The organism is Mesorhizobium comanense, from assembly GCF_005503535.1.
Classification (GTDB): Bacteria; Pseudomonadota; Alphaproteobacteria; order Rhizobiales; family Rhizobiaceae; genus Mesorhizobium; species Mesorhizobium comanense.
The window spans coordinates 99850-115579 of the sequence record NZ_SCNN01000006.1 but is presented as its reverse complement, the minus strand read 5'-3'; the positions used below and the strand labels follow the sequence as shown (position 1 = coordinate 115579).

Annotated in this window: 14 protein-coding genes and 1 pseudogene; 8 read left to right on the top strand and 7 right to left on the bottom strand. The window is 65.1% G+C overall.

Annotated features, from left to right (window positions below; translation table 11 throughout):
• The first annotated feature begins 63 nt into the window (after positions 1-63).
• Positions 64-1608, top strand: coding sequence for a 4-hydroxyphenylacetate 3-hydroxylase N-terminal domain-containing protein (locus tag FFS37_RS12870; protein WP_137931336.1), 1545 nt, complete (start codon positions 64-66; stop codon positions 1606-1608).
• A 5-nt stretch (positions 1609-1613) separates the two neighbouring features.
• Positions 1614-2123: a flavin reductase gene (locus tag FFS37_RS12865; protein WP_137931335.1), complete on the top strand. Its 510-nt coding sequence runs from the start codon at positions 1614-1616 to the stop codon at positions 2121-2123.
• A gap of 9 nt (positions 2124-2132) precedes the next feature.
• Here FFS37_RS12865 and hpaR read toward each other — a convergent pair whose 3' ends face one another.
• Positions 2133-2528, bottom strand: a complete 396-nt coding sequence (gene hpaR, locus FFS37_RS12860; protein ID WP_232375651.1) for a homoprotocatechuate degradation operon regulator HpaR — start codon at positions 2526-2528, stop codon at positions 2133-2135.
• 213 nt (positions 2529-2741) lie between these two features.
• Here hpaR and FFS37_RS12855 point away from each other — a divergent pair, with 213 nt between their 5' ends.
• The 5 genes from FFS37_RS12855 (at position 2742) to hpaH (ending at position 7575) form a co-directional block, all read left to right on the top strand.
• Positions 2742-3128 carry a 5-carboxymethyl-2-hydroxymuconate Delta-isomerase gene (locus FFS37_RS12855; RefSeq protein ID WP_137931333.1) on the top strand — a complete coding sequence of 129 codons (387 nt, stop codon included), beginning with the start codon at positions 2742-2744 and terminating at the stop codon, positions 3126-3128.
• A 12-nt stretch (positions 3129-3140) separates the two neighbouring features.
• Complete coding sequence (gene hpaE / locus FFS37_RS12850; protein WP_137931332.1) at positions 3141-4658, top strand: 5-carboxymethyl-2-hydroxymuconate semialdehyde dehydrogenase; 1518 nt, start codon at positions 3141-3143, stop codon at positions 4656-4658.
• Between the two features lie 16 nt (positions 4659-4674).
• Positions 4675-5655, top strand: coding sequence for a 3,4-dihydroxyphenylacetate 2,3-dioxygenase (gene hpaD / locus FFS37_RS12845; protein ID WP_137931331.1), 981 nt, complete (start codon positions 4675-4677; stop codon positions 5653-5655).
• 244 nt (positions 5656-5899) lie between these two features.
• Entirely contained in the window at positions 5900-6772 is an 873-nt protein-coding gene (locus FFS37_RS12835) for a fumarylacetoacetate hydrolase family protein (protein ID WP_137931330.1), read from the top strand.
• Positions 6769-7575 (top strand): 2-oxo-hept-4-ene-1,7-dioate hydratase, encoded by an 807-nt coding sequence (hpaH, locus tag FFS37_RS12830; RefSeq protein ID WP_137931329.1) that lies wholly within the window; start codon positions 6769-6771, stop codon positions 7573-7575. Before FFS37_RS12835 ends, hpaH begins: the two co-directional genes overlap by 4 nt.
• Positions 7576-7605: 30 nt before the next feature.
• Here the strand turns inward: hpaH and FFS37_RS12825 are convergent, their stop codons facing one another.
• The 6 genes from FFS37_RS12825 to FFS37_RS12800 are packed head-to-tail and all read right to left on the bottom strand — an operon-like array spanning position 7606 to position 14065.
• Positions 7606-8625 carry a phosphotransferase enzyme family protein gene (locus tag FFS37_RS12825; RefSeq protein ID WP_137931328.1) on the bottom strand — a complete coding sequence of 340 codons (1020 nt, stop codon included), beginning with the start codon at positions 8623-8625 and terminating at the stop codon, positions 7606-7608.
• Positions 8622-9944 carry an aminotransferase class III-fold pyridoxal phosphate-dependent enzyme gene (locus FFS37_RS12820; protein WP_137931327.1) on the bottom strand — a complete coding sequence of 441 codons (1323 nt, stop codon included), beginning with the start codon at positions 9942-9944 and terminating at the stop codon, positions 8622-8624. The genes FFS37_RS12825 and FFS37_RS12820 overlap by 4 nt, the downstream gene beginning before the upstream one ends.
• Before the next feature lie 35 nt (positions 9945-9979).
• On the bottom strand, positions 9980-11329 hold the full coding sequence (locus FFS37_RS12815; protein WP_137931326.1) for an aminotransferase class III-fold pyridoxal phosphate-dependent enzyme: 1350 nt from the start codon (positions 11327-11329) through the stop codon (positions 9980-9982).
• Positions 11330-11349: 20 nt separating this feature from the next.
• Positions 11350-12018, bottom strand: a complete 669-nt coding sequence (locus FFS37_RS12810) for an HAD family hydrolase (RefSeq protein WP_137931325.1) — start codon at positions 12016-12018, stop codon at positions 11350-11352.
• Positions 12015-13298: a Tm-1-like ATP-binding domain-containing protein gene (locus FFS37_RS12805; RefSeq protein ID WP_408631436.1), complete on the bottom strand. Its 1284-nt coding sequence runs from the start codon at positions 13296-13298 to the stop codon at positions 12015-12017. Before FFS37_RS12805 ends, FFS37_RS12810 begins: the two co-directional genes overlap by 4 nt.
• Positions 13295-14065, bottom strand: coding sequence for an IclR family transcriptional regulator (locus FFS37_RS12800; protein WP_137931323.1), 771 nt, complete (start codon positions 14063-14065; stop codon positions 13295-13297). The genes FFS37_RS12805 and FFS37_RS12800 overlap by 4 nt, the downstream gene beginning before the upstream one ends.
• 171 nt (positions 14066-14236) lie before the next feature.
• Here FFS37_RS12800 and FFS37_RS12795 point away from each other — a divergent pair.
• A pseudogene (locus FFS37_RS12795) lies at positions 14237-15684 on the top strand (APC family permease).
• Positions 15685-15730 lie beyond the last annotated feature (46 nt).

Sequence of the window (15730 nt, the reverse complement as noted above, 5' to 3'; positions counted from 1 at the left end):
CGTTCCGTCCATAACCTATCGGCGGGCCAGGCGCTAGGATCGGGCGCTTAGTGGAGGAATATGATGCGGTCAGAAGATTTTCGCGCCGACAAGGCGCGTCCGTTCACCGGCGCCGAATATCTGGAGAGCCTGCGGGACGGCCGTGAGGTCTATATCAACGGCGAACGCGTCGCCGACGTCACCACGCATCCGGCGATGCGCAATTCTGCCCGCTCTCTGGCGCGGCTCTACGATGCGCTGCATGACCCCAAGCAGCGAGACGCGCTGACCTCGGCCACCGACACCGGCTCCGGCGGCTATACCCATAAGTATTTCCGCGTTGCCAAGTCGTCGGCCGAACTCGCCGCCCAGCAGACGGCGATCGCCCAGTGGTCGCGCATGTCCTATGGCTGGATGGGGCGCACGCCCGACTACAAGGCGGCGCTGATGAACACGCTCGGCGCCAATGCGCAGTGGTACGGGCCGTTCAGGGACAATGCGCTGGCCTGGCACAAACGCGCCCAGGAAGCGGCGCTGTTCATGAACCACGCCATCGTCAACCCGCCGATCGATCGCCACAAGCCGGCCGAACAGGTGAAGGACGTGTTCGTGCACATCACCGGAGAGACCGATGCCGGCATCACCGTTTCCGGCGCCAAGGTGGTGGCGACGTCCTCGGCGCTGACCCATTACAATTTCCTGGCGCAGGGCTCGGCGACGGTGACGGAGGATCCGTCGCTGTCGGTGATGTTCATCGTGCCGATGAACGCGCCGGGGATAAAGATGTTCTGCCGCGTCTCCTACGAGCAGACGGCCAACACTGTCGGCGCACCCTTCGACTATCCGCTGTCGTCGCGCTTCGACGAGAACGACGCCATCCTGGTGCTCGACAATGTCTTCATCCCCTGGGAGGACGTGCTGGTGCTGCGCGACGCGCAGAAGATCCTGTCCTTCCACCCGGCGTCGGGCTTCATGCACGGCTATTGTTTCCAGGGCTGCACGCGCTTCGCCGTCAAGCTCGACTTTCTCGCCGGCCTGCTGGCCAAGGCGCTGCGCGCCACCGGCGGCGACGCTTTCCGTGGCAACCAGGCGGCACTTGGCGAAGTCATCGCGCTGAGGCACATGTTCTGGAGTTTTTCCAACGCCATGGCGCACAACCCGATCCCGTGGGCGAACGGCGCGGTGCTGCCCAACCTCGAAGCAGCCCTCGCCTACCGCACCTTCATGTCGGAAGCCTATCCGCGGGTCATCGACACGGTGCGCCGGGTGATCGCCTCGGGGCTGATCTACCTGCCGTCGTCGGTGCGCGACTTCAACAACCCTGAGATCGACAAATACCTCGCCCAATATGTCCGCGGCTCCAACGACATGGGCCATGTCGAGCGCATCAAGATCATGAAGCTTTTGTGGGACGCGACCGGCACCGAATTCGGCGGCCGTCACGCGCTTTACGAGCTGAACTATGCCGGCGCGCCGGAAGAGGTGCGGCTGCAGGTGCTGAAGGGCGCCGAGCGCGGCGGCCGCCTGAAGGCGATGGAGGAACTGGTCGACACCTGCATGGCCGACTATGACGAGCATGGCTGGACAGGCGATACCTGGCTGCCGCCGCTCAACCCGACGGCGGGATGACGCCGATGGCCGCGCAGATTTCGAAGACCGATTTCCGCGACGCCATGGCAAGGGTCTGCGCGCCCGTCAACATCATCACCACCGACGGGCAGGCGGGACGCGGCGGCTTCACCGCCACCGCCATGTGCAGCGTTTCCGACGAGCCGCCGACACTGCTTGTCTGCATGAACGGGCGTTCGGCGCAAGCCGCCATGTTCCTCGCCAACCGGCGCTTCTGCGTCAACGTGCTGACGCATGACCATATGCACCTGGCGGGAAAGTTCGCCGGCGCGATCCGCGACATGGAGACCCGCTATGCCTCGGCGCGCTGGCAGACGCTGGCCTCGGGCACGCCGGCGCTGTCGGACGCGATCGTCAATTTCGACTGCGAGATCGAGGACGTGCATGTGGTCGGCACGCACAATGTGATGATCGGGCGCGTCATCGACGTCCGGCACGGCAGCAGCGGCTCGGCGCTGCTCTATGTCGACCGCGACTACACGCAGCCGACACGGCTGGGCAGCTTTGGCGGATGAGATGAGGCCTCAGCCTTCCCCGTCGATCAGGCTCTCCAGCAGGTCGAGCAACTGCTCAAGCCTTTCCTGGCCGAACCGCCGCTCGATGTCGTCGTAGATGATGCGCCGCTCGGGCGAGAGCGCGTCGATCAGCGCCGCGCCGGCCGGCGCGATGGTGAGCACGACACGGCGGCCATCGCCTTCGGCCTTGTTGCGGGTGATGAATTTGCGGCCTTCGAGCGCCTTGATGATGCGGGTCAGGCTTGGCGGCAGCACCGAGGCGCGATCGGCGAGTTCGGTGGCTTCCACCGATCCGGCCTCGCTCAGCACGCGCAGCACGCGCCATTGCTGTTCGGTGACGTCATGCGCGGCGAGCATCGGCCGGAACCGCGCCATCACCGCTTCGCGGGCATGAAGCAGGGCCATTGGCAGGGAACGACGGGTGTTTTCCGGCAGCAAGACGACGTTTCCCCGAGATTGCGATTGTTAGTCGGATTCGACCTATAACAACAACGCCAGAACCCGACCTTTTCATCCCGTAGCGTCGCCTCAAGGCCGATGCAAGACTTGACTTTGGCGACACCACATGTAATTAACGCGTTAACTACAACAATGCAACGGTCCAGGGAACGAGACGCCGTGCCTCACTTCTCCATCGAGTATTCGGCCAATCTCGACACCGGGGTCGACATGGACGAATTGTGCGCGCTGGTGTTGCGCACCGTGCTCGATACCGGGCTGTTCGAAACCGGCGCGGTGCGGGTGAGGGCTTTTCGCGCCGAGGCCTATGCCATTGCCGACAATCTGCCGGAAAACGCTTTCCTCGACATGTCGTTCAGGATCGGCACCGGCCGTAGCGCCGAGGACAAGAAGCGTACCGGCGAAGCCGTTTTCGCCGCGGTGAGCGACTATCTCGCCAGCCTGTTCGAGACCCCGCATTTCGCCCTGTCGCTGGAGATCAGGGAAATCGATCCGGCGCTGAGCTGGAAGAAGAATGCAATCCACCCGCGACTGCGCGGCAAGTGACGGAAGACTGACATGTCCGATCTCGAAGGCAATCTCAAAAAGGCCGAGGCCTATCTCGCCCGCTTCAAGCGCGATGGCGTGCTGAACCAGATCGGCGGCGAAGCGGTGCCCGCCGCCGATGGCTCAACGTTCGAAACCCTGTCTCCGGTCGACCTCAAGCCGCTGGCCAAGGTCGCGCGCGGTGGCGTTTCCGACATCGACCGCGCGGCAAAGGCTGCAAAGGCGGCGTTTCCGGCGTGGGCGGCCATGACGGGCGAAGCACGAAAGAAGCTGCTGCATAAAATCGCCGACGCGGTCGAGGCGCGCGCCGAGGAGATCGCCTTCGTCGAATGCATGGATACCGGCCAGGCGCTGAAGTTCATGGCCAAGGCCGCTTTGCGGGGTGCCGAGAATTTCCGCTTCTTCGCCGACCGCGCGCCGGAAGCGCGCGACGGCGAGACACTGCGCACCACGGGACAGATCAACCTGACCACCCGGGTGCCGATCGGGCCGGTGGGCATCATCACGCCGTGGAACACGCCGTTCATGCTGTCGACCTGGAAGATCGCGCCGGCGCTGGCCGCGGGCTGCACCGTCGTTCATAAGCCGGCTGAGTTCTCGCCGCTGACCGCGCGGCTGCTGATCGAGATTGCCGAGGAGGCTGGCCTGCCGAAGGGCGTCTGGAACCTGGTCAACGGCTTAGGCGAGCATGCCGGCAAGGCGCTGACCGAGCATCCCGACATCAAGGCGATCGGTTTCGTCGGCGAAAGCCGCACGGGCTCCATGATCATGAAGCAGGGCGCCGACACGCTGAAGCGCGTGCATTTCGAGCTCGGCGGCAAGAACCCGGTGATCGTGTTCGCCGATGCCGATCTTGAACGCGCCGCGGATGCGGCCGTGTTCATGATCTACTCGCTCAACGGCGAGCGCTGCACCTCGTCGTCGCGCCTGCTGGTCGAGGCCTCGATCTACGACAAGTTCACCGATCTGGTGGCCGAGAAGGCAAAGCGGATCAAGATAGGCCATCCGCTTGATCCGAAGACCGTGGTCGGGCCCCTGATCCATCCGGTGCACGAGGAGAAAGTGCTGTCCTATATCGAGGTCGGCAAATCGGAGGGTGCGGTGATCGCCGCCGGCGGCGGCAAGTTCGACGGCCCGGGCGGCGGCTGCTATGTCAGCCCGACGCTGTTCACCGGCGCCACCAACAGGATGCGCATCGCCCAGGAGGAGATTTTCGGACCGGTGCTGACGGCAATCGCCTTCAAGGACGAGGCGGAAGCGCTGGCGCTCGCCAACGATACGAAGTACGGCCTCACCGGCTATCTCTGGACCTCGGACGTGATGCGTGCGTTCCGCTTCACCGATGCGCTCGAGGCCGGCATGATCTGGGTCAATTCGGAGAATGTGCGGCATCTGCCGACGCCGTTCGGCGGCGTCAAGAACTCCGGCATCGGCCGTGACGGCGGCGACCATTCCTTCGATTTCTACATGGAGACGAAGAACATCGCCTTCGCAACGGCCGCGCACGCGATCCAGAAACTCGGCGGCTGACCGGAGGAAACCAGAAATGCCCTTGCCCAAACCCAACCTCTATCCCGCCTTCAACATCGTACGGCTAAGCCATGTCGAACTGGCGGTGACCGACCTCGCCAAGTCCCGCGCCTTCTATGTCGACACGCTCGGCCTGCAGGTGACCGACGAGACATCGGGCGCCATCTATCTCAGGGCGATGGAGGAGCGCGGCCATCACTGCATCGTGCTCAAGAAGGCCGGCACGGCGGAAGCGCGCGACCTCGGCTTCAAGGTCTTTTCCGACGAAGACCTCGACAAGGCCGCGCACTTCTTCAAGGCCAAGGGCCTGCCGGTGGAGTGGGTGGAGCGCCCCTACCAGTCGCGCACCTTCCGCACGCGTGACCCGCACGGCATTCCGCTGGAGTTCTATGCCGAGATGACGCGGCTGCCGCCGATCCACCAGAAATACGCGCTCTACAAGGGCGTGAAGCCGCTGCGCATCGATCATTTCAACTGCTTCTCGCCCAATGTCGACGAGTCCGTCGCCTTCTACAACGAGCTCGGCTTCCGCGTCACCGAATACACGGAGGACGCGACCAGCGGAAAGCTGTGGGCGGCCTGGACGCATCGCAAGGGTGGCGTGCACGACATCGCCTTCACCAATGGCGTCGGGCCGCGCCTGCATCATGTCGCCTTCTGGGTGCCGACGCCGCTCAACATCATCGACCTGCTCGACCTGATGGCGACCACGGGCTATCTGCCCAACATCGAGCGCGGGCCCGGCCGGCACGGCATTTCCAACGCCTTCTTCCTCTACGTCCGGGATCCGGACAACCATCGCATCGAGATCTACTGCTCCGACTACCAGACCGTCGATCCGGACCTCGAACCGATCAAATGGGACCTCAAGGACCCGCAGCGCCAGACATTGTGGGGCGCGCCGGCGCCGAAAAGCTGGTTCGAGGAAGGGAGCACCTTCGCCGGCGCCACGGCACGCCAACCGGATCTGGCGGCTTCGCCGATCGTGGCGCCGTGATGGGCTATGGGGAGATGTCGGCGTTCCTTCTCGCCCCCCTCTGTCCTGCCGGACATCTCCCCCACTTGGGGGGAGATTGGCTGTCATCACCGCCTTCGCCAATTTTCAACGTTGCTAGTGGGGCGCCGACGGCGCGGCCGGCTGATCTCCCCCCTTGTGGGGGAGATGTCCGGCAGGACAGAGGGGGGCGCCGTAGAGCTCGACGCTTCCAAGTCACCAGAAGCGACGACCATGGAGTATCAGCATGAGCGCGGGACGCCTCGCCACCTTCACCGTTAACGGCAAGACGCGCTATGGCGCGGTCACAGGCAAGGGCGTCATCGACCTTTCGGCGCGCCATCCCGAATGGCCGACGCTGCGCGAGGTGATCGAGGCTGGTGCGCTGAGACAGCTGGCCGAAGAAGCGAACAGCTGTCCAGCAGATTTCGCGCTCGACGCCATCGCCTACGACATCCCGATCCCGGCGCCGGAGAAGATCATCTGTGTCGGCGTCAACTACCCGGACCGCAACGAGGAGTACAAGGACGGGCAGGCCGCCCCTTCGAACCCCTCGCTGTTCATCCGTTTTGTCAGCTCCTTCGTCGGTCATGGCGCGGCGCTGGTGCGGCCGCCGGAATCGCCGCAGCTCGACTATGAGGGCGAGATCGTCATCGTCATCGGCAAGGGCGGCCGCCGCATCGCCGAAACCGATGCGCTCGGCCATATCGCGGCCCTGTCGCTGTGCAACGAAGGCACCATCCGCGACTGGGTGCGGCACGCCAAGTTCAACGTCACGCAAGGCAAGAATTTCGACCGTACCGGCTCTATCGGACCCTGGCTGGTGCCGTTCACCGACGAAGCCCAGATCGCCGACATCGCGCTCACCACCCGCGTCAATGGCGAGGTACGCCAGCAGGACCGCACCGGCCGGATGATCTTTTCCTTCCGCAAGATCATCAACTACATCTCGACCTTCACCACGCTGGTGCCGGGCGACATCATCGTCACCGGCACGCCGACCGGCGCCGGCGCCCGTTTCGACCCGCCGGTCTGGCTGAAGCCGGGCGATGTGATAGAGGTCGAGGCCGATGGCATCGGCGTCCTGAGAAACGGCGTTATCGACGAGGCCGCGCAATGACCCCGGAGAATGTGGAAGACGCCGCCAACCGGTTGTTCGAGGCCGAGCGGTCGCGCCGCCAGATCCGGCTGCTCAGCCTCGATTACCCGCAAGCGACGATGGAGGACGCCTATCGCGTCCAGGCGGCGCTGGTGAAGCGCAAGATCGACGCCGGCCTGAGGCCGAAGGGCTGGAAGATCGGCCTCACCTCCAAGGCCATGCAATATGCGCTGGCGATCGACACGCCGGATTCCGGCGTGCTGTTCGACGACATGTTCTTCAACGACGGGGCGACGATCCCAGCCGGCCGCTTCATCCAGCCGCGCGTCGAAGCAGAGATCGCGTTCGTCATGAAGGCGCCGCTCAAAGGACCTGGCGTCACCATCTTCGATGTGCTGAACGCCACCGACTACATCACACCGGCACTGGAAATCCTCGACACACGCATCGAGCGCGTCAATGCCGAGACGAAGAAGGTCCGCACTTTCTTCGACACCATCTCCGACAATGCCGCCAATGCCGGCATCGTCATCGGCGGCCGCCCGCAGCGGCCCGACGAGGCCGACATGCGCTGGATCGGCGCCATAGTCTCGCGCAATGCCGAGGTCGAGGAGACTGGGCTCGGCGCCGGCGTGCTCAACCATCCGGCGATGGGCATCGCCTGGCTGGCGGACCGGCTTGCAAGCTACGGCCTGTCGATCGCGGCCGGCGAAGTGGTACTGTCGGGTTCCTTCGTGCGACCGGTCGAAGCGCGGCCCGGCGACACGATCGTCGCCGATTTCGGCGGTTCGGGCACGGTCAGCATCCATTTCGCCAAGGGCTGACCGGCCGGGGCAACAATCGCGGCTGAGCCTTCACGGCCGATGCAGATAATCCGCCACCACCCCGGCGGCGATGGCGGAAATGCGCATGCCGGCTTGCCGGTTGGTATCGCCTTCGACGCGGCTCTGCACCCAGCCCAGGAACGCAAAGGCGCGCAGGGCCGAAAACAGCGGCAGGGCCGCGATGTCGTCTTCCGTGAGCTCGCGTTCGCGCCGGTAGCCGTCGATCAGCGACGCCTCGATCAGCGGATAGATCGCCTCGTCGCGGTTCTGGTAGAGGGCGACCGCCAGATCGTAGACGTGCCAGCCATGGCCGCAATCGTCGAAGTCGATGATCTCCACGGTCTCGCCGTCGACCAGCACGTTCTCGCGCACCAGATCGGCATGGATCAGGCCGAAATTGCGCGCGCTGCGCTCATGGTGCGACAGCGCTGCGACGGCCTTCTTATGGGCACGGTGGACCAGTTCTCGGTTATCGTCGTCGAGAAACGGGCAGGTCTCGAAGCGGCCCCATATCGGCTTCGGGCCGAAGAAGCCGTCGAAATCCCAGGCATGGCGGGCAAAGCCCGGCGGCGGTGTCCACCCGGCGGCGGCATTGTGCATGCGCGCTATGGTTCGGCCGATGGCTGTGAAGACCTGCGTTGCCCGCTCGGCCGTGTAGCCGAGCGGCACGCCGCGCGCGCCGACGGCGCGGCCCTCGAGCCAACTCAGGCAATCCACCTGGCGCGGAGGTGCCGAGCCGATGCCAACCGGCACGAACAGATCGCCCGTTCTGGTCGGCACCGGGGACGGCGTGGCGACACCGGCGGATTGCAGGAAGCCCATCCATTGCAGTTCCGAGCGCAAGGCGGCATCCGTGTGATAGCCAAGCCGATGAATGCGCAGGGCCGCTGGCCGCCCATCGGCCAGCCGGACCCGGAAAACCGCGTTTTCGCGGTATTTCAGCAATTCGGGCTCGCCGTCATGGACGCCCCAGTGGGTGAGTGCATGACGGGCAAGCTCGGTGACGTCGGCCGCTGTCTCGGGCTCGGATCGCGCGACGCTCGCGTTCACGCCGAAACTCCGGCGACGTCATCGAGCACTTGTCCTAATGTGTCGATCAGAAGGTCGGCATTGTCGCGGGAAAACGGCATGGGTGGCCGGATCTTCAGCACGTTGCCGTGGATGCCGGTCTTGCCCATCAGCACGCCGCGATCGCGCATGGCATTGATGACGCGCCCGGCAATGTCGGGCGCCGGTTCGCGGGTCTCGCGGTCGCGAACCAGTTCGGCGCCGAAGAACAGCCCGGCGCCCCTGACCTCACCGACACAGGCATGACGATCGGCCAGCGGCCGCAGCCGGTCGAGCGCGTAGGCGCCGACATCGCGCGCATTGGCGACGAGGTCTTCGTCTTCCAGCACATCGAGAACCGCGTTGGCGACCGCGCAGGAAACCGGATTGCCGCCAAAGGTGTTGAAGTAGCGGAAAGCGTCGCGGAAGGTCGCCAGGATTTTTCCTGTGGTGACCACGGCGGCGACCGGATGGCCGTTGCCCATCGGCTTGCCCATGGTGACGATGTCGGGGACGAAGCCGGCGCGCTGATGGCCCCAGAAATGGCTGCCGGTACGGCCGAAGCCGGGCTGCACTTCGTCGGCTATTATCAGGCCGCCCGCCTCGCGCACTGCCGATATGGCGTCATCGAAAAAGCCGCCGGGCAGTGTCGGGAACCCCTCATTGGCCAGCATCGGGCACAGGATCATGCCGGAAAGGCCGATGCCGTCCCTGGCCAGCGAGGCGATCGCTTCGCGAACCGCATCGCCAAAGGCCTTGCCATCGGCCATCGCCTCGGGATGGCGGAAGCTGTCTGGCGCCGGCACCAGCCTGACATGGGGCGCGCGGCCGCCGACCGGCGGCATGCGGGTCGAGAGCTGCGACACCGCGGTGGTGTTGCCGTGGTAGGTGGCGTCGGTCGCGATGATGCCCATCTGGCCCGAGGCGGCCTGCGCCATGCGCAGCGCGATGTCGTTCGCCTCGCTGCCGGTGCAGGTCAGGATGGCTGTCGACAGGCTGGCGTCGAAGGTCGCGGTCAGGCGCTCGACATAGTCGAGAATGGCGGTATGCAGGTAGCGCGTATGGGTGTTGAGCAGGCTCGCCTGCCGGCACAGCGCCTCGACCACATGCGGGTGGCAATGGCCGACATGAGCGACATTGTTGTAGGCGTCGAGATATTTGCGGCCATCGGCATCGTAGAGCCAGACGCCCTCGCCGCGCACCAGGTGGACCGGCTCGTCATAGAACAGTTGCGATTTCGCGCCGAGCAGGCGGGAACGCCGGCTCATCAACGCCGCTTCGGTCTTCGTTCCATGCTCCGGATTCTTCTGCGGATTTGCCATCTTTGTCTCGAAACTCCGTTGCCTCAATCGCTTCGTCAGACCTTCGACAGGCCGGCGTCGAGCGCTTCGCCGATCTTCGCGACATCGGCGGCGCTGATGATCAGGGGTGGCGACAGGATGATGTTGTTGCCGGAGACGCGCAGCATGACGCCGGCTTCGTAGGCGGCCTCTGAAACCACGGCCATGGTCTTCTTGTCGGCAGGCTTCTTGGTGGCGCGGTCGGAGACCAGCTCCAGCGCGGCCATCAACCCCTTGTACCTGACGTCGCCGAGAATCGCATGCTTGGCCTTCAGCCCCTCCAGCACAGCGCCCAGTTCGACGCCGCGTGCGGCCGCGTTTTCGTTCAGGCGCAGCCGCTTGGTCTCGGCCAGTGCCGCCAGCCCGGCGGCGCAGCCGACCGGGTGGCCGGAATAGGTGTAGCCATGGCCGATGGCGCCAAAACTTGTCTTGTCGGCCTCGAACATTTCAGCAACCTTGGCGCCGATCAGCGTCGCGCCGAGCGGGAAATAGCCAGAGGTGATGGCCTTGGCGATGGTCATGAAATCCGGCTTCACCCCGGACAGCCGCGAACCCGACCATTCTCCAGTGCGGCCGAACCCGGTGACGACCTCGTCGGCGATGAGCAGGATTTCGTGGCGATCGCAGATCTCGCGCACCAGCGGCATGAAGCTCTCATGCGGGACGATGACGCCGCCGGCGCCGAGCACCGGCTCCATGATGAAGGCGGCGATGGTGTCGCCGCCCTGGAAGGCGATTTCGTCCTCCAGCGCCTTGGCGCACAGTTTCGCCAGCCGCACCGGGTCGGTCTCGTCGAAGGGATTGCGGAAGGTCCAGGGCGCCGGGATGTGGAAGACGCCGGGCAGCAGCGGTTCGTAGTTACGGCGGAAATTGGCATTGCCGTTGACCGAAGCGCCGCCGAAATGCGTGCCGTGATAGCCCTTCTTCAAAGCGAGGAATTTGGTGCGGTCGCCCTGGCCCCGGATCTTCCAGTATTGCCGCGCCAGCCGCAGCGCCGTTTCGACCGAATCCGAGCCACCCGAGGTGAAGAAGGCGCGCACCATGCCCTCCGGCGCGAACCATTCGGAGAGTTCGTAGGCGAGCTCGATAGACGGCCCGGTCGAGGTGCCGCGAAAGCCGGAATAGTAGGGCAGCGCGCCGAGCTGGTCGGCGATCGCCTTCTTGATGGGATCGCAGCTGTAGCCGAGATTGACGTTCCACAGGCCGCCGACGGCGTCGAGCACCGTATTGCCGGCGATGTCGGTGACCATCACGCCTTCGCCCTTCATGATCACCTTGGGCGGATTGGCCCGCATCTCGGCCGGATGCGCCATCGGATGCCAGATCGGCTTGGCGTTGGTTTCGGTGAGGAAATTGATGTCGCGCATCAGAAAGCTCCGCAAATGTCTCAGGCAGCTGGAACGAGGTCGAAATGGCTAAGCGCCTCGGCATAGGACTGAGCCGGCCGGGCAACGTCGAAATGAACCGTGCGCATGCCGGCGGCCCGGCCGCCCTCGACATTGCGCAGCTGGTCGTCAACGAAAACGCAGGCGCCCGCCGGCAGGCCGAGCGCCTCGGTGACGAACCCATAGGCGCGCGGATCGGGCTTGAGGATGCCGGTGTAAGTGGCGTCGACGATCACTTCGAACAGACCGAGCAGCGGCAGCCTGCGGCGAAAGTCGGCGCCGTAGAAAAGGTCGAGCTCGTTGGACAGGATCGCCAGGCGAAATCCGGCCGCATGGACGGCGCGGATGGCGCGGTCGGCCTCGGGCCGCACGACCTTCTCCGGCTCGGCGCCCCGCGCGCGCCGGACGAAGGTCTCCATCGCTTGCCAGTCCTCGCCGACAAGCCGGCCGACCTCTTTGGTGCGCGTGCGCCAATAGTCGCGCTCGCTGATCCGGTCGGCCTGCATCGAGCGCCACAGCGGATCGCTGTCGGGTTCGAACGGCCCGCGCCATTGCAACGTGCCCGGCTTCAGGCCGAGCGCCTGCTCGGTCAAGTCATGGGTCTCGAACAGAGTGCGGGTGACGACACCGCCGAAGTCGAGGACCAGGGCCTGGGCGGCGGAAGTGCTCACGCGGCCACTCCCTTGGCCGGAACACCGCGCGGGATGATGCCTTCCTCGACCCAGCGGTCGAATATCTCAAGCGCCTTGGTGACAAAGCCGTCGCTGTTGATATGAGCGTCGATCTCATGGAATTCGACCCCACCGGGGATGGAATTGCGCATCTCGTCGACAAAGGCCGCCAGCGCCTCGGGCTCATAAAGCGGCTCGCCCTGCATGTCCCACTCCTGGATGCCGGCCGACGGCAGGATGAAGGCGGAGCGGCCTTTCGAGGCCGCAAGCTTGGCCGCGATGGTCCTGGCAACCTCGCGGCGATCATCGGCGTCGACGGTGACCGAGGCGATCAGCCTGTTGTGGGCATGAAACGGGCGGCTGGAGAACTTAGCCGGCAAATCCTGCCAGGTCGGCAGGTCCACCATGTCGACGGCACCGGGCGCGGCGATCTGCGGAATGCCGCGGGCACCGGCATTCTCCATCCTGTCCCTGCCAGAGCTGACGACGGAGCCGGCCAGATGGTTGGTGATCTCCTGCAGGCTGAAGTCGAACACCGCGCAGAAATGATCCTGGCCGGCGATCGATTCGAAGGCGCGGCCGCCCATCCCGGTGGTGTGGAAGACGGCGACATCGTAGCCGCGCCGCTCCAGCGCCGGCTTCAGCGTCTTCATGTAACGCAGGCAGGAACTGCCAAGCGAGGTCATGCCGATGGTCGGACCGGTTGCCGGCTCGGAAGCGCGGGATGCGAGCACGATTTTCGCCGCGCCGACAACGGCGCCGCAGGCCTGCGACAGGACCAGCTTGCAAATGGCGTTAAGGCCGTAGAGGCCGCCCGCCCAGAGAATCATCATCAGGTCGGGCGCGACCCGCTCGGGCGGGATCAGGTGCGAATAGGCGATGGTGGAGACGACGAATTTCGGCACGCCGAGCGGCAGGCTGAGCGCCACGTCGAGCGCCAGGTCGGTGCCCATGGAGCCGCCAATGGCGATGAAGGCGTCGATCTCGCCGGCCTGATGGAGCCTGCGCACCAGCTGCACGGCGCCGCCGGCCATCAGCGTCATGGCGGTGTTCTCGTCGCCGCTGGCGACGATCTCGTCGATGGTCACGTCGACGGCGCGCGCGACGGCGTGCTTGTCGTGGTCGGGACTGTAGGGCGGATTGCCGAGCACGCTGACATCCATCATCACGGCGCTGCCGCCCGACGCCTCGATGCAGGCTTTCATGAACAGCAGTTCGTCGGCCTTGGTATCGCCGGTGCCGATGACCAGGATGCGGGGCTTTGGCGTTGCAGACATCAGGCCTGCCTCCTCAGGATTTGCAGGTTGTCGCCATTGAGGCGCATGGAAATCTCGCGTGCCGCGGCCATGACGGCAAGGCCGCGCTGCGCGATATCGGCCGCCGCCGTTCTTGCCTTCGGCGCCGCCACCGCGATGGTGCCGAGCGCGAAACCATCCGCCGTCAGGATTGCCGCCGCGACCGATATGACGCCTTCTTCCAGGCCCTGATCGCAGATCGAATAGCCGCGCTCGCGCGCTTCATCCATGGAGCGGGAGATCGCGGCCGGCTCTACCAGCGTATGCGCCGTGAAGGCGTCGAGCGGGCCGGCCAGGCAGGCCTTGACCGTCTCGTCCCTGGCAAAGGCCATATAGGCGATACCTGACGCGGTCGAATGCAGGGGCAGAAGCTGGCCGATATCGACATTGACCCGGTTCGCCCAGCTGGGGTGCTCGACATGGACGGTGACCAGCCTGTCGATGCCGAATTCCGACAGATGCACGGTCTCGGCGGTGGCGGTTGCCAGTTCCCGCACCAGCGGCACCGCCGTCTGCAGAAAGGGAAAGCGGGCCTCGCGGATGCGCGCCAGCCGCGACAGGCCGGCCCCAAGCCGGTAATGGCGCGTGCCGGCATCCTGCTCGACGAAACCATGGCCGGTCAGGGCAACCAGCAGACGCCGGGTCGTCGCCTTATCGAAGCCCGACCGCCGCGACAGGTCGGACAGGCCGAGCTCCGGCTCGGCCACGCTGAACAGTTCCAGAAGTGAAATCGCCTTGCCGACCGTACCCAATGCATCCTCCCGGCATTTGCCTCTCAGCAGGGGCAATCATTTAACGTGTGAATTAACTTGACAGGAAGCGGCATTGTTTGCAAGTCTATATTCAAAATAATGGTTCAAATAATGAACCGGATATCCAGAGCGCATGGGACAGGCCATTCGGCCGGTAAACAGGAGGGACCAATGTCAGCAGTTTCGGAACAGGCGCCGGCCAACAGGCTGCGCAAGAACAGTCTCGGTGTCGGCGCCATCACCTTCATGGTGATCTCGGCGGCGGCGCCCCTTACAGCGGTCGCCGGCGGCACGCCGCTCGGCATGCTGATGGGCAATGGCGCGGGCTTTGCCGGCACCTACCTGATCGTGACGGTGCTGCTTTTGCTGTTCGCGGTCGGCTATGTCGCCATGTCGCGCCATGTCGGCAATGCCGGCGCCTTCTATGCCTACGCCGCGCGCGGCCTGGGCGGCCTTGCCGGCGGCGCCACCGCGCTGATCGCCATCCTGTCCTACAATGCCATGCAGATTGGCGTCATGGGCCTGCTGGGGGCCGCGACATCAGGCCTGTTCGCCGGCTGGGGCATCAACCTGCCCTGGTGGGTGTGGAGCTTCCTCGCCATCGCCATCGTCGCCGTACTCGGCTACCGCCAGGTCGACCTGTCGGCCAAAATCCTGACCGTGCTGGTTCTCTGCGAATATGCCGTGGTGCTGATCCTCGACCTCACCATTCTCAAGACGGGCGGCGACAGCGGCCTTTCGGCGGCTCCCTTCAGTTGGAGCCAGATCACGTCGGGCGCGCCGGCCATCGCCATCCTGTTCTGCTTTGCCGCCTTCATCGGCTTCGAGGCGACGACGATCTATGCCGAGGAGGCCCGCGACCCGAAGGTCACTATTCCGCGCGCGACCTATTTCTCGGTGCTGCTGATCGGCCTCTTCTACATGATCACGGCCTGGCTGATGGCGGTCGGCGCCGGCGTCGACAAGCTGCTGCCTGCCCTGCAGGGCCTGCAGGACCCGACCACATTCCTGTTCGGCCTGTCCGACCGCTACGCCGGAACGGTGCTGACCCACGCCATGAGCATCCTGTTCGTGTCGAGCCTGTTCGCCGGTGTGCTGGCGTTCCACAATGCGGTCGCCCGCTACATCTATGTCTCGGGCCGCGAGAAGCTGCTGCCCAAGTCGATCGGCGTGACGCATTCGGCGCACCAGAGCCCGCATGTCGCCTCGGTGATCCAGAGCGTGCTGGCGGCCGTCGTCGTCGGCCTGTTCGCCGTGCTCGGTCTCGATCCGGTGCTGGCGCTGTTCTCGTGGCTGACCAATGTCGCGACGCTCGGCGTCATCGTGATGATGGCGGTCGCTTCGCTGGCGGTGGTGATGTACTTCCGTGCCAATCCGTCGGCGCAGGAAAATGCTGTGAAGACGACCATCCTGCCCGGCCTGACCTTCATTGCCTTCGTCATCATCATCTACCTGATCGTCATCAATTTCGGCAGCCTGTCGGGCGCCGGCGGGTTCCTCGGCGTGTTCCTGCCCGGGCTGGTGCTGATAGCGGCGGTGATCGCCTGCTGCTCGCCGCTGCCCTGAAGGGACGGGACCAGGCGGCTTTCGAGAGCCTCGGCCTGCCACTGAAGGACTGAGCCAAGCACAGGATCGAGAGACCTATCGGGGCGGCGTGCCACGCCG